25 protein-coding genes are annotated in these 19,884 nt (G+C 59.4%); 13 read left to right on the top strand and 12 right to left on the bottom strand.

Going from position 1 to position 19,884, the window contains the following annotated elements; all coding sequences use genetic code 11:
* The first annotated feature begins 3 nt into the window (after nt 1-3).
* Nucleotides 4-1,578: an FAD-dependent oxidoreductase gene (locus ATN84_RS08470; RefSeq protein ID WP_068881240.1), complete on the top strand. Its 1,575-nt coding sequence runs from the start codon at nt 4-6 to the stop codon at nt 1,576-1,578.
* Entirely contained in the window at nt 1,575-1,781 is a 207-nt protein-coding gene (locus ATN84_RS08465) for a DUF2783 domain-containing protein (RefSeq protein ID WP_068881239.1), read from the top strand. Before ATN84_RS08470 ends, ATN84_RS08465 begins: the two co-directional genes overlap by 4 nt.
* 20 nt (nt 1,782-1,801) lie before the next feature.
* On the opposite strand, the gene ATN84_RS08460 is transcribed toward ATN84_RS08465, so the two are convergent.
* The gene (locus ATN84_RS08460; RefSeq protein WP_068881238.1) at nt 1,802-2,143 is read right to left on the bottom strand and encodes a winged helix-turn-helix transcriptional regulator; all 342 of its coding nucleotides are present in this window, start codon (nt 2,141-2,143) and stop codon (nt 1,802-1,804) included.
* 142 nt (nt 2,144-2,285) lie between these two features.
* Between ATN84_RS08460 and ATN84_RS27730 the strand changes: the two genes are divergently transcribed.
* From ATN84_RS27730 to ATN84_RS08450, 3 genes are read left to right on the top strand one after another with little or no spacing between them, the layout of a single operon-like run.
* Complete coding sequence (locus tag ATN84_RS27730) at nt 2,286-2,741, top strand: NAD(P)-dependent oxidoreductase (RefSeq protein WP_244491029.1); 456 nt, start codon at nt 2,286-2,288, stop codon at nt 2,739-2,741.
* Nucleotides 2,742-2,794: 53 nt separating this feature from the next.
* Nucleotides 2,795-3,205: an imine reductase family protein gene (locus ATN84_RS27725; protein WP_244491028.1), complete on the top strand. Its 411-nt coding sequence runs from the start codon at nt 2,795-2,797 to the stop codon at nt 3,203-3,205.
* The gene (locus ATN84_RS08450) at nt 3,198-3,599 is read left to right on the top strand and encodes a GFA family protein (protein WP_068881237.1); all 402 of its coding nucleotides are present in this window, start codon (nt 3,198-3,200) and stop codon (nt 3,597-3,599) included. The genes ATN84_RS27725 and ATN84_RS08450 overlap by 8 nt, the downstream gene beginning before the upstream one ends.
* Nucleotides 3,600-3,658: 59 nt before the next feature.
* Here the strand turns inward: ATN84_RS08450 and ATN84_RS08445 are convergent, their stop codons facing one another.
* The gene (locus ATN84_RS08445; protein WP_068881258.1) at nt 3,659-4,363 is read right to left on the bottom strand and encodes a transcriptional regulator NanR; all 705 of its coding nucleotides are present in this window, start codon (nt 4,361-4,363) and stop codon (nt 3,659-3,661) included.
* A gap of 177 nt (nt 4,364-4,540) precedes the next feature.
* Here ATN84_RS08445 and oiaX point away from each other — a divergent pair, with 177 nt between their 5' ends.
* From oiaX to ATN84_RS08415, 6 genes are all read left to right on the top strand, one after another.
* Nucleotides 4,541-5,797 carry a 3-oxo-isoapionate-4-phosphate decarboxylase OiaX gene (gene oiaX / locus ATN84_RS08440; RefSeq protein ID WP_068881236.1) on the top strand — a complete coding sequence of 419 codons (1,257 nt, stop codon included), beginning with the start codon at nt 4,541-4,543 and terminating at the stop codon, nt 5,795-5,797.
* A gap of 126 nt (nt 5,798-5,923) precedes the next feature.
* Nucleotides 5,924-7,177, top strand: coding sequence for an ABC transporter substrate-binding protein (locus ATN84_RS08435; RefSeq protein ID WP_068881235.1), 1,254 nt, complete (start codon nt 5,924-5,926; stop codon nt 7,175-7,177).
* Between the two features lie 93 nt (nt 7,178-7,270).
* Nucleotides 7,271-8,170 (top strand): carbohydrate ABC transporter permease, encoded by a 900-nt coding sequence (locus ATN84_RS08430; protein ID WP_068881234.1) that lies wholly within the window; start codon nt 7,271-7,273, stop codon nt 8,168-8,170.
* A gap of 5 nt (nt 8,171-8,175) precedes the next feature.
* Nucleotides 8,176-9,051: a carbohydrate ABC transporter permease gene (locus ATN84_RS08425; RefSeq protein WP_068881233.1), complete on the top strand. Its 876-nt coding sequence runs from the start codon at nt 8,176-8,178 to the stop codon at nt 9,049-9,051.
* A 32-nt stretch (nt 9,052-9,083) separates the two neighbouring features.
* The gene (locus tag ATN84_RS08420; RefSeq protein WP_068881232.1) at nt 9,084-10,604 is read left to right on the top strand and encodes a DUF5060 domain-containing protein; all 1,521 of its coding nucleotides are present in this window, start codon (nt 9,084-9,086) and stop codon (nt 10,602-10,604) included.
* A 19-nt stretch (nt 10,605-10,623) separates the two neighbouring features.
* On the top strand, nt 10,624-11,694 hold the full coding sequence (locus ATN84_RS08415) for an ABC transporter ATP-binding protein (protein WP_068881231.1): 1,071 nt from the start codon (nt 10,624-10,626) through the stop codon (nt 11,692-11,694).
* A 45-nt stretch (nt 11,695-11,739) separates the two neighbouring features.
* Here ATN84_RS08415 and ATN84_RS08410 read toward each other — a convergent pair whose 3' ends face one another.
* From ATN84_RS08410 to ATN84_RS08365, 10 genes are all read right to left on the bottom strand, one after another.
* Entirely contained in the window at nt 11,740-12,258 is a 519-nt protein-coding gene (locus ATN84_RS08410) for an RES family NAD+ phosphorylase (protein WP_068881230.1), read from the bottom strand.
* Nucleotides 12,255-12,644 (bottom strand): MbcA/ParS/Xre antitoxin family protein, encoded by a 390-nt coding sequence (locus ATN84_RS08405; RefSeq protein ID WP_068881257.1) that lies wholly within the window; start codon nt 12,642-12,644, stop codon nt 12,255-12,257. The genes ATN84_RS08410 and ATN84_RS08405 overlap by 4 nt, the downstream gene beginning before the upstream one ends.
* 360 nt (nt 12,645-13,004) lie before the next feature.
* Entirely contained in the window at nt 13,005-15,308 is a 2,304-nt protein-coding gene (locus ATN84_RS08400; protein ID WP_068881229.1) for a xanthine dehydrogenase family protein molybdopterin-binding subunit, read from the bottom strand.
* Entirely contained in the window at nt 15,305-15,772 is a 468-nt protein-coding gene (locus tag ATN84_RS08395; protein ID WP_068881228.1) for a (2Fe-2S)-binding protein, read from the bottom strand. Before ATN84_RS08395 ends, ATN84_RS08400 begins: the two co-directional genes overlap by 4 nt.
* Nucleotides 15,773-15,938: 166 nt before the next feature.
* Nucleotides 15,939-16,409, bottom strand: a complete 471-nt coding sequence (locus tag ATN84_RS08390; protein WP_068881227.1) for an SRPBCC family protein — start codon at nt 16,407-16,409, stop codon at nt 15,939-15,941.
* Nucleotides 16,406-16,750 carry an ArsR/SmtB family transcription factor gene (locus ATN84_RS08385; RefSeq protein ID WP_068881226.1) on the bottom strand — a complete coding sequence of 115 codons (345 nt, stop codon included), beginning with the start codon at nt 16,748-16,750 and terminating at the stop codon, nt 16,406-16,408. Before ATN84_RS08385 ends, ATN84_RS08390 begins: the two co-directional genes overlap by 4 nt.
* Nucleotides 16,751-16,955: 205 nt before the next feature.
* Nucleotides 16,956-17,369 carry a tyrosine-type recombinase/integrase gene (locus tag ATN84_RS08380; protein WP_244491032.1) on the bottom strand — a complete coding sequence of 138 codons (414 nt, stop codon included), beginning with the start codon at nt 17,367-17,369 and terminating at the stop codon, nt 16,956-16,958.
* Complete coding sequence (locus ATN84_RS08375; protein ID WP_068881224.1) at nt 17,366-17,650, bottom strand: hypothetical protein; 285 nt, start codon at nt 17,648-17,650, stop codon at nt 17,366-17,368. The genes ATN84_RS08380 and ATN84_RS08375 overlap by 4 nt, the downstream gene beginning before the upstream one ends.
* Nucleotides 17,651-17,679: 29 nt before the next feature.
* The gene (locus tag ATN84_RS08370; RefSeq protein WP_153020158.1) at nt 17,680-17,910 is read right to left on the bottom strand and encodes a hypothetical protein; all 231 of its coding nucleotides are present in this window, start codon (nt 17,908-17,910) and stop codon (nt 17,680-17,682) included.
* A 197-nt stretch (nt 17,911-18,107) separates the two neighbouring features.
* The gene (locus ATN84_RS08365; RefSeq protein ID WP_068881222.1) at nt 18,108-18,530 is read right to left on the bottom strand and encodes a winged helix-turn-helix transcriptional regulator; all 423 of its coding nucleotides are present in this window, start codon (nt 18,528-18,530) and stop codon (nt 18,108-18,110) included.
* A 122-nt stretch (nt 18,531-18,652) separates the two neighbouring features.
* Between ATN84_RS08365 and ATN84_RS08360 the strand changes: the two genes are divergently transcribed.
* Nucleotides 18,653-18,949 carry an SDR family oxidoreductase gene (locus ATN84_RS08360; protein ID WP_068881221.1) on the top strand — a complete coding sequence of 99 codons (297 nt, stop codon included), beginning with the start codon at nt 18,653-18,655 and terminating at the stop codon, nt 18,947-18,949.
* A gap of 36 nt (nt 18,950-18,985) precedes the next feature.
* Nucleotides 18,986-19,573: a dihydrofolate reductase family protein gene (locus tag ATN84_RS08355; RefSeq protein WP_068881220.1), complete on the top strand. Its 588-nt coding sequence runs from the start codon at nt 18,986-18,988 to the stop codon at nt 19,571-19,573.
* Nucleotides 19,574-19,884 lie beyond the last annotated feature (311 nt).

Below are 19,884 nucleotides of genomic sequence, written 5' to 3'. Positions count from 1 at the left end.
ATCATGGCCAATGCGCAAAGTATCCGGATTTATAAGGAGATCGGCGCCACCCCCGCTCCTTCCGCAGCTGCTGACAAGGCGCGGATTGTCGTCGCTGGCGCGGGGCCGGTTGGTTTGGCGATGGCGCTGGATCTGGGCCGACGCGGCCAGCCGGTGACGGTCGTCACACGTTTCGACTTCATCGCGCATTGTTCCAGGGCGATCTGCTTTTCCAAGCGCTCGCTGGACATTCTCGACCGCCTCGGCGTCGGCGAAGCGGCAATGGCGAAAGGCGTGACCTGGAATGTCGGCAAGGTTTTCTGGGGTACCGGCAGCGAACCTGTCTACCAATTCGACATGCTGCCGGTGAAGGATCAGAAGCGGCCGGGCTTCATCAATATCCAGCAGTACTATATCGAGGAATATCTGCTGGACGGGCTGATGGCGCTGCCGAATGTCGAGATCCGCTGGGGGCACACCGTCGACGACGTGACGCCGCTGAACGACGGGGTCGAGTTGGCGATTTCGACCGCCGGGGGCGCCTATCGCCTTCGCGCCGAATGGCTGATCGCCTGCGACGGCTCGCGCTCAACCGTGCGCGAGCGAATGGGACTGGACTTCGAGGGCCGCGTCTTCGAGGACAATTTCCTCATCGCCGATATCCGCATGAAGAACCATGACATGCCGCCCGAGCGCTGGTTCTGGTTCGACCCGCCGTTCAATCCCGGCAAATCGGCGCTGATGCACCGCCAACCGGACGATATCTGGCGGCTGGACTTCCAGCTTGGCTGGGATATCGACCGTGAAGCGGCCATGCAGCCGGAGAATGTCGAACCCTTCATTCGCGCCATGCTGGGCGACGAGGTCGAATTCGAACGTGAATGGTACAGCGTCTATACCTTTCAGTGTCGCCGTATGGCGCGCTTCGTGCACGGACGAGTGATCTTTGCCGGGGATTCCGCGCATCTGGTTTCGCCTTTCGGAGCACGCGGCTGCAACGGCGGGTTTGCCGATATCGACAATCTGGGCTGGAAGCTTGATCTGATCCTGCGCGGCGAGGCAGCCGAAGACCTGATCGAGACCTACAATGAGGAAGCGATCGCGACAGCGGATGAGAACCTTCTGAATTCGACGCGCTCGACGGATTTCCTGACGCCGAAATCACCGGCCAGCCATGCCTTGCGCGATGCGGTTCTGGAGCTGGCGCAAGAACATGCCTTCGCCCGGCCTTTCATCAACTCGGGGCGGTTATCGACGCCGGTCAGCTATCCCAAAAGCCGGCTCTCCACGCTGGACGAAGACGATTGGACAGGCGGCGTACCGCCGGGCAGCCCTGTGCTCGACGCGCCGCATGGCGATGATTGGCTTCTGGACCAGCTCCACGGTGATTTCGTGCTGCTGACGCGCGGCCGGTCGGGCGCGGTGCCCGGGGGCATACGCGTGATTGCCGTCGACGGGCTGGCAGCCGAACGGCTGGCATTGCCGGAAGGCGGTGCGTGTCTGGTGCGCCCTGACCAGTACGTCGCGGCGCGCTGGAAGTTCCCCGATGCGGCGAAGATCGAAGGCGCGCTGATCCGTGCGAAGGGAGGCAAGGCATGACCCGACTGATTACAACCCCGAACCTGTCGGATCCAGACGACGTCTATGAAAAGCTGATCCGTTTGCACGAGGGTCGGACCGATGCCGAAAGCCTGAAAGTCTGGTCGCGGCTGGTGCTGATACTGGTGAATCACATCGGCGACCGCAAAGTCATCGAGCAAGCCATCGACATCGCGGCCTCACACAAACGGCCCGGCCATTGAATGCTAAGGAACCTCGGATGCTATGCCGCAGTCTTCGGTCGCGCTTTCCAGACCTCGTGCTGCTTTCCCCATTTCGACATCGCCGTCACCGCGTCGTTCAGGCTGAGGCCGAGTGAGGTAACCGAGTATTCAACGCGTGGCGGCACCTCTTTATAGTCATGGCGGCTGATCAAGCCATCAGCTTCCATCTGCCGCAATTGCTGAGTGAGAACCTTCTCGCTGATGCCGGGCAGCAACCGGCGCAGTTCGGCGAAACGGTGCGGGCGCAGATGCAAGGCCCAAAGCAACGACGTTTTCCATTTTCCGCCGATTGCCTGCAGTGCAGAGGTAAAGCCGCAGTCATCCGGCTCATTGCATCTCATGGTCCCGAGCTCCTGACAATTTTCGACACGTACCTGGAGGTGCGTACTTCATAACGCAGCGTGAACCTATACCTTTTGCGGTGCGTGCGCTCAACAGAAACGGAAAAACCCTCAAACGGGCCACTGGCCACGGAGAAAAATCATGAAACGAGAAATTTGCGTTCTCGGAACGGGACGCATGGGTTCCTCCATTGTCAGAACGCTACTGAACCATGGCTATTCCACGAACGTGTGGAATCGCACCAGAGCGAAATGCGAACCTCTGATCGCTGCGGGCGCGAAGAGCAGCCTGAATTTGCAGGACGTCATCGAACCGACCGATATCATATTCGTGAATGTGCTGGATTATGCGGCAAGCGACACGCTGCTGAAGCGCGACGGCATCCCCTCGCTTCTAGCTGGCAAGACCGTCGTGCAACTCACGTCCGGTTCACCGAGACTTGCCCGGGAGGATGCCACCTGGGTTGGTGCACAGGGCGCCGACTATCTGGATGGCGCCATCATGGCCACACCGGATTTCATCGGCCGACCCGACGCAGCGCTCCTCTATTCTGGGGGTCCAGGACCGCCTATGAAACCCATGAGCCTGTATTCCTAGCTCTTGGCGGCCGGACGAGATATGTCGGGGAGATTGCCGGACAGGCATCCGCCTTGGACACCGCATTGCTTACACAGATGTGGGGCGGCCTTTTTGGCGCCTTCCAGGGCATCGCTGTCGCACAGGCGGAAGACCTCGCCATGGAAATGTTCCGGAGCCAATTTCTCGCCTTCAAGCCCGTCGTCGATGCGGCGGTGCTCGACCTGATCGACCGGACCGCCAGCGGCCGCTTCGCCGGAGACGAACAGACGCTGGCCTCGTTGGGAGCACATTACAGCGCCTTTCAACACCTGCTGGAGGCCTGTGAAGAACAACGGCTCGACGCGACTCTGCCTCAAGCCATGGACGTTTTTTTCCGCCGGGCCCTCGAACAGAACGGCCCAAATGCCGATTTCGCCGCGCTCGCTCCGCTGTTTCTTCGTGAGGGGATGACCCGCAAGATTGGGGAAAAATTGAATGCCTGATGCAATCCGGAAGGCTATGTGCTCCTGCCGGAAGGTGGTGCTCGTCTGTGCCGGTGAACCGCGACGGGTCTATGCCTGCGCCTGCATGGAGTGCCAGCGCTGCACCGGAACCGCCTTCTCCTACCGAGCCATCTACCCCGATACGGCAGTGGTCGAACAAAAAGGAGAAACGAAATCCTGGCGCAGGCAAGGTTCGTCCGGGGCATGGCTGGAACAGCATTTTTGCGCTGATTGCGGGTCAGTGGTCTTTATGCGGGCCGAGGCGCTGAAAGACGCCATTTCCGTATCCGCTGGCTGCTTCGAAGATCAGGATTTCCCGCCGCCGCAAAAGCTTCACTGGCACGAGCGCAAGCATCGATGGCTCTGCCTGGAGGGCGTAAACGAGGCAGGTTGATCTTTACAAACTCGCGACCCCTTTTGCTGGCGGCACACCACTCCCATGGAGACAAGTGGCTATTTCGCGTAAAGCGTCCGCGACCGCTCCAGATGCCTGAGCAGCGCCATCTCGGAGCCGTCGACGTCATTGGCTTCAAGGCGGTCGACGATTTCGTCGTGTTCGGCGAGCGTGAACTTTTCCTTGCCGGTCCAGATCAGCATTTCCGTATGATATTCCTTCAGCCAGGCAAGCATCGCCTCGCTGACTGCGACATAAATCGGATTGCCGGATATTTGGGCGATGCGGGTGTGGAACTCCATGTCGGCGTTGATGAACTCCTCGGCCCGCCCGAGCGACATGCGCTGGCGCTTGATGATCTCCCTGAGATCACTGATGTCGGCTTTGGAAGAGTGCTGTGCAGCTTCGCGCGCCATGCCACGCTCGAAGAAGATACGCGCGCTCTTCAGATGCTCAAGCGCGTCCGAGGACTGTGACAGCATGATCTTCGCCGTCAGGTCGACCTGCTGAAGTATGGACCTTGCAGTGAGCTTCAGGACCTTCGCCCGCTCCCCATGCGAAATGTTGACGAGGCCCTTGTTCGCCAGTGACTGCATCGCCTCACGAATGGCCGGTCGGCCCACGCCAAATCGCTCCATCAGAACGCGTTCGGAAGGCATCTCGTCTCCGGGCTGCAACTCACCTGACGTGATCATCCGTTCTAGTCGATCAAACACCTCGTCGGACAGTTTCCGACGGACAATTTGTTCGATGGGTTGGGTCATAATATCCTGCTGCTCAAATATCACCTCCCTACCATCATCTCCGTTGCTTCACAAAGCAACGGATCGAAAATCCATTCGCACCGAAATTTTGCTTTGCATAAATTGGGGTGCTCATTATACCAGTTGATGAGTTATAGCCATGACAATTCGAGCGGGCGAGAGGAGCAACTGCATTTCATGATGATTACGCTGACTTACCGCATCGAGACACCGGGTAGCGTCGAGGCAATGGCGGACAAGATTGCAAGCGATCAGTCCACCGGAACCTTCGTGCCGGTTCCCGGTGAGACCGAGGAGCTGAAGTCACGTGTCGCCGCGCGCGTACTGGCGATCCGCCCGCTCGATGACGTGAACCAGCCGACCTGGCCCGAGGTAGCTCATGGCACGCGTCTGCATCGTGCGGACGTCGACATTGCCTTTCCGCTGGACGCGATCGGAACTGATCTCTCCGCGCTGATGACCATCGCGATTGGCGGCGTGTTTTCCATCAGGGGCATGACCGGCATCCGCATCGTGGACATGAAACTGCCCGATGTATTCAAGCATGCGCATCCCGGACCGCAATTCGGCATTCCCGGCAGTCGGCGTCTCACCGGCGTTGAAGGCCGACCGATCATCGGGACGATTGTCAAACCGGCGCTGGGGCTGCGTCCGTACGAAACCGCGGAACTGGTCGGCGAGCTGATCAAATCCGGCGTCGATTTCATCAAGGATGACGAGAAGCTCATGAGCCCGGTCTACTCGCCGCTGAAGGAGCGGGTCGCGGCGATCATGCCGCGGATTCTCGATCACGAACAGAAGGCCGGCAAGAAGGTGATGTACGCTTTCGGCATCTCGCACGCCGACCCCGACGAGATGATGCGAAACCACGACATTGTCGCCAAGGCCGGCGGCAACTGCGCCGTCATCAATATCAATTCGGTCGGCTTCGGCGGCATGAGCTTTCTGCGCAAGCGCTCCAATCTGGTGCTGCATGCTCATCGGAACGGCTGGGACATGCTGACGCGGGATCCGGGCGCCGGCATGGACTTCAAGGTCTACCAGCAATTCTGGCGGCTGCTCGGCGTCGACCAATTTCAGATCAATGGCATCAGGGTCAAATACTGGGAGCCGGACGAGAGCTTCGTTTCCTCCTTCAAGGCGATCAGCACGCCACTCTTCGATGCCTCCGACTGCCCGCTGCCGGTCGCAGGCTCCGGCCAGTGGGGAGGGCAAGCGCCCGAGACTTATCGGCGAACCGGCCGCACCATCGACCTCCTTTACCTCTGCGGCGGCGGCATCGTCAGCCACCCCGGCGGTCCGGCGGCGGGCGTTCGCGCTGTGCAGCAGGCCTGGCAAGCGGCGGTCTCGGACATACCACTGGAAACCTATGCCGAAGACCATCCGGAGCTCGCCGCCTCGATCGCAAAATTCAGCGACGGCAGGGGCGCCTGAATGAACAGGCGATCTTGCAGTACATCTTCAAGCAAGACGCAACAACATAATGGTTATCTCATCATACCAGTTGACATGTAAATAGCCATTTGCGACAAGTGACCGGCTTATCAGAGGAGGATGGTAATGCTGACCTTATCCGCGAAATTAAAGACCGCGAGCATTATTGCGATTGCCATGGCATCTTTTGCCGCGACGCCAGCTCTTGCCGAAGACATCACGCTCTGGACCCTCAATTTCGACAACAATGCTGGCAACGAGGCGCTGAAGAAGGCGGCGACGGATTTCGAAGCAGCAAACCCCGGAACGCATGTCGAGATCGTTCAGCGCGCCGTCGACGAGCACAAGACCGCCCTGCGCGTTGCCGCGGGTTCCGACAAGGGTCCCGACATTTACTTCAGCTGGGCTGGCCTCGGTCTCGGCGGCGAATATGTGAAGGCTGGCCTCTCCCTGCCCCTCGACAAATATTATGCGGAATACAAGTGGGACGACGAATTGCTGCCGTCCGCCGCGGCTTTCGCAGACCTTTATCCCGGCGGCAAGCACGGCGTTCCGTTTACCTTCAAGGGTGAGGCCGTTTACTACAACAAGAAGCTTTTCGAACAGGCCGGCATTCAGGAAGAGCCGAAGACCTACGACGAACTTCTCGCCGCGGCGGAGAAGCTGAAGGCCGGCGGCATTCCTGCCTTCACCTTCGGCGGCACAGTTAACTGGCACGTCATGCGCCTCATGGACGTCATCCTCGAAACCAAATGTGGCGCCGAAAAGCATGATGCGCTGAAGGCGATGACGTTGGACTGGACCAAGGAGCCCTGCGCAGCGGAATCCTTCGCGGAATTCGCCAAGTGGACGAAGGACTATACGCTGCAGCCCTTCATGGGCATCGACAACAAGCAGTCTTACAGCCTCTTCACCGCGGGCCGCGCGGCTATGATGCTTGAAGGCGACTGGCTGGTCAGCCAGATGAACGGCTCCGGCGCTAATCTCGACGATTACGGTATCTTCCCCTTCCCCACCAATACCAGCCGCCTCTATGGCTTCGCCGAGTACAATTACATCAGCACCAAGAGCAAGAACCCTGACATAGCCGCGAAATTCCTCGACTATTTCCTGTCGACGAAGGTGCAGCAGGATCTGCTCGGCCAGCTGAGCTCGACCTCAGTCAACGAGAACGTGCAATATACCAACCAGAAGCCGCTCGAGGCGGAATGGCTGGGCATCTTCCAGAAATATGACAAGGTCTACATGAACGGCGACCAGGCTTTTCCGCTGGATGTGACGACCGAATATTTCCGGGTCATCAATGAGGTTGCCTCCGGCGGTACCGAACCGACCGAGGCGGCCAAGCAGTTGCAGAACTTCATCGCAAGCAGAACCTGATTCCTCCCCAAGGCCAGCCGATCGACCCAATCATCGTCGCGCGGCTGGCCCATTCTTTCGGGAGTTGGCGGCAATTGCCACCAGGAGGACAGCATGTCACTTCGACAATCGACACATGATCCGCGCGTGCAAGCGCTCGTCCTACTCGTGCCGGCGCTGGCGATCTATGCGGTCTTCGCGCTCTACCCGATGATCAATGTGGTGATCCTAAGCTTCCAGAAATGGAATGGGCTCGATCCCAATCGGCAATTCGTCGGCGTTGCGAACTATACGGCGATCTTCACCCGGGATCCTGTTTTCTGGGTGGCCTTCCGCAACACGGTGATCTGGACCGTGATGAGCCTGATCTTCCCGCCGGTTGTCGGGCTGCTCCTGGCGCTCAGCCTCAACCAGAAGATATTTGGCCGCAATGGCCTCCGCGCTATCTTCTATCTGCCAGTCATCATAGCGCCGATCGCCGTCGCCACCATGTGGAAGTGGATGTACGATCCGTTCTTCGGCCTGTTCAGCCAGTTGCTCACCTCCTGGGGTATGCAGGGCTGGATCAAGGATTGGCTGGGCAGCAAGGATATCGCCCTTTATTCCGTCTTCGTCGCCTATCTCTGGCAGACGGTCGGCTTCTCCATGGTGCTGTTCCTCGCCGGCCTGCAGAACGTCCCCCAGACGCTCGTCGAGGCTGCGCGCATCGATGGCGCCGGCCGCTGGGCAGTGTTCAAGCACGTGACCCTGCCGGCATTACGCCCGACGATCACCATTGTTCTTGTCCTTTCCATTATCTCATCCCTGAAGGCCTTCGACATCGTCTATGGCCTCACCGGCGGTGGCCCGGCCCAATCCACCCAGATGCTGGCACTATGGGCCTTCACGCAGGCCATGCAGATCTTCGATTTCGGGCGGGGTGCAGCGATTTCCGTCGTCCTCCTGCTGATCACCATGGCAGTCGTCGTTCCCTATCTCAGATGGACCCAGAGGCACGAGGAGGTTGAAGCGTGACAGCAATGCCAACCAACCACGCCGCCGTGCATCTCGAAGTCCAACTGTCCTCGATAAAGCGGGATCCCGTTCTGATCGGCCTCTGGATAGCGCTTGTCGCCGTGGCGCTCGTCTGGGTCGCGCCGTTCGTCTTCATCGTCTTCACCTCGCTGAAGACGCCGGCGGCGGTGACGAGCACGGGTGCCTTCGTACCGCCAACCGAGCTTGCCTTTGAAAACTACAGTGCTGCCTGGAGCCGCGGCAATTTCGCGAACTCTTTCCTCAACAGCGTGATCATCACGGTTATCAAAGTTCCCCTCGGGTTGTTCCTGTCGGCCATGGCCGCCTATGCGCTTGCCAAAATCAGACTGAAGATCACCAAAGCCCTGCTGCTGCTCGTCGTCTTCGGCACGATGATCCCCTTCCAGGTGATGCTTGCACCGCTCTTCACCCTGGTCAATTCCTTCGGCCTGATCGACACCTATCCCGGCGTCATCCTTCCCTATATCGCCTTCGGCGTTCCCTACCAGGTGTTCATCCTGCACGGCTTCTTCAGGGGCATTCCCAAGGAGCTCTCGGAAGCAGCCCTCATCGATGGCGCAAACCACTTCACCATCTTCCGGCGGATATTCCTCCCGGTGTGCCTGCCCGTGCTGGCCGCACTGCTTATCCTCGATTTCGTTTCGACCTGGAACGAATTCGCCATGGCACTGGTGCTGCTGCAGGATCAGCGCATGTGGACCCTGCCGCTCGGCCTGATGTCCTTTCAAGGCCAATTTTCGAGCAATTACGGCCAGCTCAACGCGGCGATCGTCATGACCGTGCTTCCGGCGACGATCGTTTATCTCATATTCCAGCGCTACTTCGTGTCCGGCCTCACCTCCGGCGCCGTAAAGGGTTGATCGCGAAATCTTTTTTCAGGAGGAGAGACAGAATGTCCGATGCAACAGTCGAGAAATGGGGTGTGTTCGAAGCCTCCTTCGATGGACCCGCCGACGGCAATCCCTATCTCGACGTGGCATTCGATGCCATCTTCACGCACAAGAGCCGCGAGGTCCGCGTGCCAGGCTTCTATGACGGCAACGGCACTTACCGCATCCGCTTCATGCCCGATATCGAGGGCGAATGGTCGTTCAAGACGCGCTCCAAGACTACAGCACTCGACGGCAAATCCGGCGCATTGACCGCGGTGGCACCTTCGGTCGGCAATCATGGGCCGGTGCGCGTACGCAACAAATTCCACTTCGCCTATGCCGACGAAACCCCGTTCCTTTCCTTCGGAACGACCTGCTATGCCTGGACGCACCAGCCACTCGAAATGCAAAAGCAGACCCTCGAAACTCTGCGAAAAGCCCGTTTCAACAAGATCCGGATGGGTGTGTTTCCAAAGGATTATCCATACAATGTCAACGAGCCGCTGCATGCTTGCTTTGAACGCGGAGCGGACGGGCGGGAAGACTTCGACCGCCCGAACCCCGCCGCGTTCCAGCATTTCGAAAAGCAAGTCGCCGCACTCTGCGAACTCGGGATCGAAGCCGATATCATTATCTTCCACCCCTACGATCGCTGGGGCTATGCCGATATGTCAGCCGAGCAGGATTTTCGCTATGTCGAATATCTGGCCGCCCGTCTTGCCGCCTACCGGAACGTCTGGTGGTCGCTCGCCAATGAATATGATTTCCTGATCAACACCAAGCCGATGGAGCAGTGGGACCGTTATTTCCACATCCTTGAGGAAAACGACCCCTACCAGCACCTGCGCTCCATCCATAATGGCGACGTGACGGCGAATTTCGATCACCGCAAGCCATGGGTCACGCATACCTGCATTCAGAATCCCGACGTCAAGCGGACCCAGGAATGGCGCGATGCCTACAGCAAGCCAGTCATCAACGACGAACCCGAATATGAGGGCGACATCCTGCAATCATGGGGCAATCTTCACGCGCAGGAGCTCGTGCACCGCTTCTGGATCACCATGGTGCGCGGCGGCTATGCCGGTCATGGCGAGACCTATTCCCATCCCGAGGACCTGATCTGGTGGGCCAAGGGCGGGGAGCTGCGCGGCGAAGCCTGGAAGCGCATCGGGTTCCTCCGGGATCTGCTGGAGGCCGACGTCAAGCATGGCCTCGAGCCGCTCGGCGCCATCGGCCAATGGCCCTGGTCGCGCGTATCGGGCGCGCGTGACGGCGACGGCGATTTCCGCTTGATCTATTTCGGCGAGCATCAGCCGGTGGTCTGGTCCACAGGTCTGCCGGTCGACGGCGACGATTACGATGTCGATATCATCGACACCTGGGAGATGATGATCACGCCGGCCGAGAAGGTGGAAGCGCCCGTTCAGCATCCGACGCGTCATGGCTCGGTCGTGCGCGGCGGCAAGCCGGATGCGGCCTTCGGTGTCAAGATCCCGCGCAAGCCTTATCAGGCGCTGCGCGTGCGCAAGAAGCGTTGAAGATATCAAGGGGTGAAGAATGTCTGGCCTGAGCATCGGCAACGTCAAGAAATCCTTCGGCGCGGTCGACGTCATTCATGGCGTTGACGTTGAGATCGCCGATGGTGAGTTCGCCATTCTCGTCGGCCCTTCCGGTTGCGGCAAGTCGACATTGCTGCGAATGATCGCCGGGCTCGAGGACATCACCGGCGGTCAGATCCGTATTAACGGGCGGGTCGTGAACGACTTGCAGCCGAAGGACCGCGACATCGCGATGGTCTTTCAGAACTACGCCTTGTATTCGCAAATGACGGCTTCCCAGAACATGGGATTCGCGCTGGAACTCGCTGGCGCGAAGCGGCCGGAAATCGACAAGAAAGTCGGCGAGGCCGCGGCCATCCTCGGTTTGCAGCCCCTGCTCGACCGCAAGCCGGCCCAGCTTTCCGGCGGACAGCGACAGCGCGTCGCCATGGGTCGTGCGATCGTCCGCGATCCGAAAGTCTTCCTCTTCGACGAGCCACTCTCTAATCTGGATGCGAAGCTGCGCGTCAAGATGCGTGCAGAGATCAAGGCCCTGCACCAGCGCCTGAAGACCACGATCGTCTATGTCACACACGACCAGATCGAAGCGATGACCATGGCCGATAAGATCGTCGTGCTCCATGGCGGCCGCGTCGAGCAAATCGGCAGCCCGCTCGAACTCTACGACAAACCGCGCAATATCTTCGTCGCCGGCTTCCTCGGCTCACCAGCCATGAATTTTCTCGAAGGAACCATCGAGGATGCTGCCAACCCCGTACTGGCGATGACCAGTGGCTCGCGCGTAAAGCTCTCGCGGGCACCGGCCAATTCCGTAAACAGGCCGTTGACGCTCGGCATCCGTCCCGAGGATATCGCCTTCGGCGGTGAGAGCGGCGTCGATGCGGTGGTCAAGGTGATCGAACCCACGGGATCGGAAACCCACGTCGCCGTGGAGATCGACGGCAAGGAACTGACATGGGTTGTTCGCGAACGCGTCGAACTCGCCCCGGAACAACGGGTGAAGCTCTCCTTCGAAACATCAAAGGTCCATTTCTTCGACCAGCAGACGCAGCAGCGTCTGGACGCCTGATCCGTCGCGTAGACGAGCACAAAGGACTGGGCGTCCTTCAAGGGCTCAACTCCAAGACAATTGATCTTTCGGCAATCGACCGCTCGGATCAAATACCGCTACCTTGTGCGGGAGATCCGGCCCCCACTCCCAAAGCACCAAGTTTAGATCATCCGCTTCGGCGCCTGGCGCGAAACTTGGTGCCAGGATTCCCGCAACGCCTTGCGTTACGAGCCGATCGTACACAGACCACGACGAGGGACGCTCACCGTCGGCAAGGGCATTCGCCCATGCGCAGGCCATCTCGTCAAGGTGGACCGAATAGGCTTTTCTCCCCTCCTCCGTGGTCAGGTCCGCTACATCTTCGCAGTCAATTGCGTAGGAGCATAAAACGCAGGGATCTATTCTGTGCGCAAATCCCTGATTGGCTTCCTTGACCGCCGTCATGATGCTCAAGCCGAGATAGAGCGCAGACACACCTTTCGGATTGAAACGCGCACCCCTGATCGCTGCTCCGTCGCCCGACGTAGGCTTGAAGGCCCATCTCGGATCATGCGCCCGGTAACAGGTCCCCACAAACCTCACGCAAATCCACCAAGAGCCATGTGATCGAGATAATCCCGAACGGCAGCGGCCTTGCCTTCCTTGACCAGCGCTTCCGCTGTTCGCGCCCCAAACGCTGGCAAAGGCTGGGCCCGATACCATGCCATGGCTTGCTCCTTACCACCGGCCCATTCGGTCACGCGGCTGATGATCTCCAGCATTTCAAGGAGGCGACTCTGCGTCTTCGGAGCACGGCTGCGCTCGGCGCGATAGAGTGTCTCTCGCGCCAGTCCCGCGGTCTCGGCAAGCTGAATCTTTGACATGCCGAATCCGTCCGCAAGCTGATCGATCGCAATCCTTCCGGCTTTATCCATATAGGACAAAACCAAGGGTTCGTTCTGCCTGGATACCTTCATGGCTTCGGCCATCATTGTCACCTTGTCATATATTATCACTCATTTTCTGTGCAAAATATATGACACAATGAGATGTTCCGCAATGCTTCGACGACAGGAACAACGGCAGATACGTCGACGCACGTCATCGAACCATGAATTGAGCCGGGGAAGCGCCTTTATGTGAAAATGGACCGGCACATACGAGAAGGTGCGCCGGTCAGGCGCGTCAGTTCTGGTGAGCGTAATTAGCCATGTTCCCGGGCGTGACCGGCTCAACCTGCAGGGATGGTTTTCTGGAAATCAGATTGGTGCAGGTCGCAGATCAAGCGCATACGATGATACGCGCGGCCTCCCGTGTCGGCAGCCGCGCGCCTAGACTTCTGCGTGAGCTTACACGCCGAGCTGCTGTTTCACCGGCAATTGCCGGATGCGCTTGCCCGTCGCCGCGAAGATCGCATTGGTGAGAGCCGGCGCGACCGGCGGAACACCCGGCTCGCCGACGCCACCGAGCGGCTGCGTAAAATCGGGGGCCGGCACCAGATGGATGTGAATCTCCTTCGGTGCGGCGTCAATGCGCGCCACCTCGTAGCCATCGAAATTACTCTGCTCGACGCGCCCGTCCTTGAAGGTGATCTCGCCGAAAAGCGTATTGCCGATCCCCATGATCGCCGCGCCTTCCATCTGGGCGCGGACGCGCTCGGGGTTCACCTGCGGCCCACAATCGACGGCCACGTCCATCCGCGGGATGGTCAGCGTGCCCTGATCGTCCACTTCGACCTCCGCCGCCACCGCCACATAGGTGACGAAGCTGTAATGGGCGGCAAGGCCGAGCCCCCTGCCCTTGGCCAGGTCGCGTCCCCAGCCGATCTTCTCGGCCGCCAGATTGATGACCTGCTTCAGGCGGCCGGTATCGAGCGGATAGAGCTTGGGGTCTTCCCCGTAGTTCCAGCTGTCGTCAATCATCGTCGGATCGATCTTGCGGTCGGGTCCGATCAATTCCAGCAGATAATCCTTGTGGTCGCGTCCAGCCGCATGGGCGAGTTCCGCCACGAAGGACTGGATCGCGAAGGCATGCGGAATGTTCGACACCGACCGGTACCAGCCGATCCGCGTCATTGCCGCGGCTTCGGGATTCTCGATCCGCACATTGGGGATGTCGAAAGGCAGGTTCACCAGTCCCATGCTGAGCTCGAACGGCAGTTCATGCTTCGGGTCCGGCCCGAAGATCGAGCCGATGGTCGGAGCGACGCTGCGGTGCAGCCAGGCGGCCGGCTTGCCGCTGGCATCAAGCGTCGCTTCGATCCGCTCCACGGAAACGGTGTGGTAATAGGAATGTCGGACATCGTCCTCGCGCGTCCAGGTCACCTTGACCGGCGCGCCGTCCATGGCCTTGGAAAGCAGCCCCGCCTCCACCACGAAATCCGGCTTCGATTTCCGCCCGAAGCCGCCGCCAAGCAGCGTCACATTGACGGTGACGTCCTCGACGGGAATGCCGAGCCGGCTGGCCAGCCGTTCACGCGTCGCCTGCGGCGCCTGCACGCAGGCCCAGGCCTCGCACTTGCCGTCGATGATGCGCACCGTCGCCGCCGGCGGCTCCATCGACGCCTGGGTCAGATGGGGAATGTAATATTCCGCCTCCTGCCGCTTCTCCGCCTTGGCCATCGCGCCGTCGACATCCCCGGCGTTTCTGACGACCTTGCCGGGCTTGCGCGCGGCTTCCTCCAGCGTCGCCCTATAAGTATCGGACGAATATGCCTTGTTGGGACCGTCGTCCCACGTAATGTTGAGCTTGGAGCGCCCCTGGATTGCGGCCCAACTGTTCCTGGCAATCACCGCCACGCCGCCGAGCGGCTGGAACTCGGATGGGATCGGCGTCGGCTCGATCGTCACCACCTTGAGCACACCGGGCACCTTCAGCGCCTCGGCATCATCATAGCTCGCAACCTTGCCGCCATAGACGGGCGGACGGGCGACGACGGCATAAACCATATCGGGCAGACGCGTGTCGATGCCGTAGTTGGCGCGGCCGGTCGTCATGTCGAACCCGTCGATCAGACCGGTCTCGCCCTTGCCGATATAGCGGAACGCGGAGGCATCCTTGAGCTTGACCGCATCCCCCTGCGGCACCGGCAGTTCCGCTGCCGCCTTGGCGACCTCGCCATAGCCGATACGCCGGCCGGATGGCTTGTGCACGATCTCGTGATCGGCAGCCTCGACTTCCCCCACCGGCACGTTCCATTGTTTGGCGGCGGCCTCCTCGAGCATGGCGCGGGCCGCGGCGCCGCAATGCCGCATCGGCATGAAGAAATGACGGATCGAGCGCGAGCCGTCGGTATCCTGATTGCCGTAGCGCGCTTCGTCGCCCTGCGCCTGGGCCACTTTCACCCTGGCCCAGTCCGCATCAAGTTCATCAGCGACAATGAGGGCAATCGAGGTGCGCACCCCCTGCCCCATCTCCTGCCGGCTACATGTCACTGTCACGGTGCCGTCATCGGCGATGGCCACGAAGACCTTCGGATCGTCGCGTATGCCGTTCGGCATGCCCTCGGCGCCATATTTGGCGTCCTGCGCTCTTGCCGACATATTGCCGGGAATGCCGACCGCCAGCACGAAGGCGCCCGCGCCAACTCCAGCGAGCAGACCGCGACGGCTGATATTGGTGATCGGGGACGATGGGTTGAAATGATGAGTCATAGCTTGGTCCCCTCAGTCGCGGCAGCCGCCTGCTTGATCGCGGCGCGAATGCGCGGGTAGGTACCGCACCGGCAGATATTGCCACTCATGGCGCTGTCGATATCCTCGTCGGTCGGTTGCGGCGTATCCTTCAAAAGCGAAGCGGCCTGCATGATCTGGCCGCTCTGGCAATAGCCGCATTGCGGCACGTTGAGCTCGCGCCAGGCGACCTGCAGCGGGTGATCGCCATTGGCCGCCAATCCTTCGATGGTGGTGATGGAGGTGCCCTCGGCATCGGCGATCGTCGTCTGGCAACTGCGCATGGCCGTGCCGTCGACATGGATGGTGCAGGCGCCGCAAAGCGCCTCGCCGCAACCGAATTTCGTGCCTGTCAGACCGAGTTCGTCCCGCAGATACCAGAGGAGCGGCATGTCGGGGTCGCCGTCATATTGCCGTTCCTCACCATTCACACGCAGTATCGCCATTGTTGGGTACCTCCTCAGGCCGGATCGTTGGAAAACAACCGAAAAGACCGGAGTATCATCCCCTATCCGGTTGAGGTAAAGGGCGCGCGGGACGGATCACTTATTTGTGTGTGAAGTGGCGGACTACTCACCTGTCCATCATCCGCAGAACGGCTGCCCTGCTCCGCTATGGTCGCTCTACGAATTGGGCGAGCTGCCCGACGACGGTCCCCCACCCGTCATAGAAGCCCAACTCCTCATGCCGGTTACGATCGACATTGTTCTTGTGCATGACATGGGCGAGGTAGTCGGTGCCGTCCGGATGGTCCCTGAAGGAGATGACCGCTGTGATAAAGGGCTGCTCCGCGGGCCGCCATCCACCGATCAGTGCATTGGTGAAAACGAGCCGTTCGCCTTCGCGGATATCGAGAAAGCAGGCGTCGAGATGCGGCATGAAATCGCCGTCTTCGCTCATCTCGGTCACGAACGCACCGCCGGGATGAAGATCCAGTTTTGCCACACGGCACTTGGCCGGCGCCGGAATCCACCACTGCGCCAGGCTCGCCGGGTTTGTCCAAGCGTTCCAGACAGCGGCACGAGGCGCCTTGATGATACGCGATATCGTCAGGTCGAGATTCGGATTGAACGATTGGCTCATTTGGATTTTTCCTTTTCCTGTTCGGTGATGACGAATTGTTCGAGCCTGTCGGTGCGGCCTTCCCAGATGGCGCGCTGTTCGGAAAGCCAGTCCTGGACGACGGCAAATTGCTTCTTCTCGATCGCGCATGTTCGGACCCGACCTTCCTTGCGTGTACGGATCATTCCGCTGTCCTCGAGAATATGGATGTGCTTCATGAAGGATGGCAGAGCCATGTCGAACGGCTCCGCCAATTCACTGATGCTTGCGGGACCTTTGCCCAACCGCCCCAGCACCGCACGGCGGGTGGGATCGGCAAGCGCTTGAAAGATACCGTTCAACTGCCCTGAATACTGATCCATAAGGCTAAGTATCATGGCAAAACACTTAGCGCAATGGCTAAGTTTCAGATTTGATGGTTAGGGAAATCCGTGGCCAATCATGTCACGACGCGTGGACTTTATGCCGATATCGGAATAACGCGCATAATGCCGATATCCGGATTGTGCCGGCATCTGTTTTGTAGAGCCGGAAGCGGTCGCCTCCGGCTCATAGGTATCGGCATAATCAAAGGGATTCGAGGAAGGCGAGGAGTTTATCATCCGGCCGATATCTTCCCGGATTGGCAGCGGGGGCCGTTACTCGGGCAAGCGCCTTCTCCTTGAGTCGCAAATCCGCATGAACATAGATCTGCGTGGTCTCGACATTCTCGTGCCCAAGCCATAGCGCGATAACGGTCTGGTCGACCCCATGGTGTAACAGCTCCATCGCGGTGCTATGGCGCAGGACATGGGGGCTGACCCGTTTGCCAATCAGCGACGGACACGATCTCGATGCGGTGAGCACGTGCCGGCGCACGATGTCTTCCAGAGCGTCGCGACTGAGCCGCGTTCCCTTGATGCTTGGGAACAGTGGATCGTCCTCGGCGCCCCCACGCTCTTTCAGCCAGACTTCCACCACCTTGACGGTTTCCCGTCTCAGAGGTGTGGTGCGATGCTTGCGGCCCTTGCCTTCGCAGCGAATGTGAGCCCCTCGGCGGATATGTTCCCGAGATCATCGGCACCCTCGGGAAAGCGGAAGTCCAGGAACTGCTCGGCAAACCGCCAACTGTCGATGATTGTGCGTTCGCTCAATCCCCGCTGGCGCCGCAAATAGTCTTCGTAGGCCGCACGCAATTCCAGGCGCGCGGCTTCTTTTGGTGACAGAGCTGGACGTTCCCGCGTCACACCGTGCTCCGAGAGGAAGCGAACGAAGTGTTTCATCACGAACCTTGCATAGGTTTCACGGGATTCTATCCATCCCATGGCAGCGACGAGTTCGAAGGTCGTGTTTCATCGAGATCGCATGCTGCGATCCCCGCAGCACGTATTGCCTTGGCAACATCATTTATGCAGCTCAGGTAGATTCTGACTGTGCTCTCCGCGTGATCGTGCTCGACCATCTCATCGACAAAGGCGACGAGATGGCCCTCGAACAATGAGAAGGCACAGGCATAGAAGTATCGGTATCGATTGATCGTCATTGTGATCTCCTTGTTTTTCAAACAGGGAGAGACGGCGAGCTCTTTGCACATAGCGCAAGGTACATGTCTCTTCACGGGACGAGCGAGCAAGCCATTCTATTTAATCCCTGCTTGGCGTGCGCCCGAATCACAGATGCCAGTTGCCGGCCGCATCCTTGATGGCGTTCGGCACAAGTGGTCCGGCATGGCGCTGGAATTCAATCCGCGGCGGAATGCTCTAACACAAGCTGCATCTTCATCCGCGTGATTGACTCGGGCCCACCCGCTGCAAGGTTTTCCGCGACGGTGCCCAATTCGGAGTCGGCAGCACGATAGCGATTCCCCCAGGAACCCAGATCCACCAGCATCGGCAGAAGATCGATCCCGGCCTGTGTCAGGCGGTAGACCGCTTTGAGCTTATGTCCGGGATCGTCGTGGCGCGTCACGATCCCCTCCTCCTGGAGGGTCTGCAGCCGGTCGGAGAGCGTGCGCGACGAAATACCTTCATCCGATTGCAGGAACTCCCTGAAGTGCTTTTTGCCTGCGAACATCATGTCGCGAATGATCAACAACGACCATCGGTCACCAATCAGTTCGAGTGACAGGTTGATGGGGCAGTTCGATTTATTCTTGGTTGACATTTCAGTTCCATTTTTAAATCACTTTACTATTGACATCATTTGGACTCGACGTCAACAGTTCCAATTGTAAAGCATAGTTGGAGCCGCACTGGCTTCCATCGTTCTTGGAAAAGGAAAAAGCTATGACCGAGGTGGATCAATCGAGGGGAGGCAAGCGCACCATCGTGGTGGTAGGCGCAACCAGCGAGGTCGGCGCCGTGGCATCGGCAAGACTGCAGCAACAAGGCCACACGGTGAGGGGCGTGGCTCGGGGTCTGGGCGTTGCGCTCACGGATCAGCACGCGCTGAATCGCACCTTTGCGGGTGCGGACTGCGCCTATGTCATGATCCCGTTCGACGTTCGGGCGCCGGACCCTCATCGCTTCGAGCGCGAAGTCGGCGATCGACTGGTCGAGGCGACCTCACGTCACGCCGCCTAAACTGGTAACCATTTATGGAACTGGACGATTCCGAAAATGAGAAAGCTAATTCTTCAGATGCAGATGTCAGTCGACGGCTTTGTTGACGCCGATGGCGACCACGATTGGCAGGTTTGGGGCTGGGGTGACGACAACCGCTGGGACGAAGCGCTCAAGCTGGATTTCAATGCCCACTTCCGGTCCATCGACACCATATTGTTGAGCCGCATGATGGTGGAGGAAGGCTATCTGTCCCATTGGGGCAATGCGGCGAAGAGATACCCGCAGGACCCGTTCTATGCCTTCGCGCAACGTATTATCGATGTGCAGAAGGTGGTGCCAAGCGACAGGCTGGAAAAGTCCCGATGGGAGCGTACGGTGGTCAGAAGCGGAGACCTTCCGCGTGAGGTTGGCGCGTTGAAGGCCGAGGAAGGTAACAACATCGCTGTTTTCGGTGGCACGGGATTTGCTTCGGCATTGATCGCGGCCGGGCTGGTGGACGAGTTCCAATTCTACATCAATCCTGCAGCTCTCGGCGGCGGTACCCGCATCTTCGACCAGAATGGCTTCCGCAAGCTCTGCCTCCTTGGCTCGAAGGCCTATGAATGTGGCATTGTGGTGAACCGCTACGCTCCGGCCGCCTAGGCGTGGTTCAAAATCACCTGGTGGGACAGGCTAACTCTGGGGTCGTCTCGGCCCTGGGAATAATCTTGTTGGACCATAAATGATGATTTCCAGCAGGCGTCAGCTTTCGAGGGCAAAGCCCAAGACGGTATGCGCCCCGGCCGATTTGTGCCGTAGCGCGAGCAAAATGGGGACGGCTGCAACAGGGTCCGATCTTTCATCTTCCCTAGATCGCTCTGATTATGCCTACATCATCGAACCAGAAGCCACTGCTTTCGGCTCCACAACGCGGATACCGGCATAATCCTGATGTCGGCATTATCCGCCGGCGC

Origin of the sequence: Paramesorhizobium deserti (genome assembly GCF_001558695.1) — a bacterium.
GTDB lineage: Bacteria > Pseudomonadota > Alphaproteobacteria > Rhizobiales > Rhizobiaceae > Paramesorhizobium > Paramesorhizobium deserti.
The sequence above is the reverse complement of the archived record's forward strand: the minus strand, read 5'-3'. Positions and strand labels throughout refer to the sequence as shown.

Coding starts and splice junctions, on each gene's coding strand:
- ATN84_RS08395 (WP_068881228.1), bottom strand. CDS start 15,772: ATGGCGATACTGCGTGTGAATGGTGAGGAACGGCAATATGACGGCGAC.
- ATN84_RS08360 (WP_068881221.1), top strand. CDS start 18,653: ATGACCGAGGTGGATCAATCGAGGGGAGGCAAGCGCACCATCGTGGTG.
- ATN84_RS08450 (WP_068881237.1), top strand. CDS start 3,198: ATGCCTGATGCAATCCGGAAGGCTATGTGCTCCTGCCGGAAGGTGGTG.
- ATN84_RS08420 (WP_068881232.1), top strand. CDS start 9,084: ATGTCCGATGCAACAGTCGAGAAATGGGGTGTGTTCGAAGCCTCCTTC.
- ATN84_RS08390 (WP_068881227.1), bottom strand. CDS start 16,409: ATGAGCCAATCGTTCAATCCGAATCTCGACCTGACGATATCGCGTATC.
- ATN84_RS27730 (WP_244491029.1), top strand. CDS start 2,286: ATGAAACGAGAAATTTGCGTTCTCGGAACGGGACGCATGGGTTCCTCC.
- ATN84_RS08375 (WP_068881224.1), bottom strand. CDS start 17,650: ATGAAACACTTCGTTCGCTTCCTCTCGGAGCACGGTGTGACGCGGGAA.
- ATN84_RS08465 (WP_068881239.1), top strand. CDS start 1,575: ATGACCCGACTGATTACAACCCCGAACCTGTCGGATCCAGACGACGTC.
- ATN84_RS08435 (WP_068881235.1), top strand. CDS start 5,924: ATGCTGACCTTATCCGCGAAATTAAAGACCGCGAGCATTATTGCGATT.
- ATN84_RS08470 (WP_068881240.1), top strand. CDS start 4: ATGGCCAATGCGCAAAGTATCCGGATTTATAAGGAGATCGGCGCCACC.
- oiaX (WP_068881236.1), top strand. CDS start 4,541: ATGATGATTACGCTGACTTACCGCATCGAGACACCGGGTAGCGTCGAG.
- ATN84_RS08370 (WP_153020158.1), bottom strand. CDS start 17,910: ATGACGATCAATCGATACCGATACTTCTATGCCTGTGCCTTCTCATTG.
- ATN84_RS08385 (WP_068881226.1), bottom strand. CDS start 16,750: ATGGATCAGTATTCAGGGCAGTTGAACGGTATCTTTCAAGCGCTTGCC.
- ATN84_RS08400 (WP_068881229.1), bottom strand. CDS start 15,308: ATGACTCATCATTTCAACCCATCGTCCCCGATCACCAATATCAGCCGT.
- ATN84_RS08445 (WP_068881258.1), bottom strand. CDS start 4,363: ATGACCCAACCCATCGAACAAATTGTCCGTCGGAAACTGTCCGACGAG.
- ATN84_RS08415 (WP_068881231.1), top strand. CDS start 10,624: ATGTCTGGCCTGAGCATCGGCAACGTCAAGAAATCCTTCGGCGCGGTC.
- ATN84_RS08460 (WP_068881238.1), bottom strand. CDS start 2,143: ATGAGATGCAATGAGCCGGATGACTGCGGCTTTACCTCTGCACTGCAG.
- ATN84_RS08425 (WP_068881233.1), top strand. CDS start 8,176: ATGCCAACCAACCACGCCGCCGTGCATCTCGAAGTCCAACTGTCCTCG.
- ATN84_RS08430 (WP_068881234.1), top strand. CDS start 7,271: ATGTCACTTCGACAATCGACACATGATCCGCGCGTGCAAGCGCTCGTC.
- ATN84_RS08405 (WP_068881257.1), bottom strand. CDS start 12,644: ATGGCCGAAGCCATGAAGGTATCCAGGCAGAACGAACCCTTGGTTTTG.
- ATN84_RS08365 (WP_068881222.1), bottom strand. CDS start 18,530: ATGTCAACCAAGAATAAATCGAACTGCCCCATCAACCTGTCACTCGAA.
- ATN84_RS08355 (WP_068881220.1), top strand. CDS start 18,986: ATGAGAAAGCTAATTCTTCAGATGCAGATGTCAGTCGACGGCTTTGTT.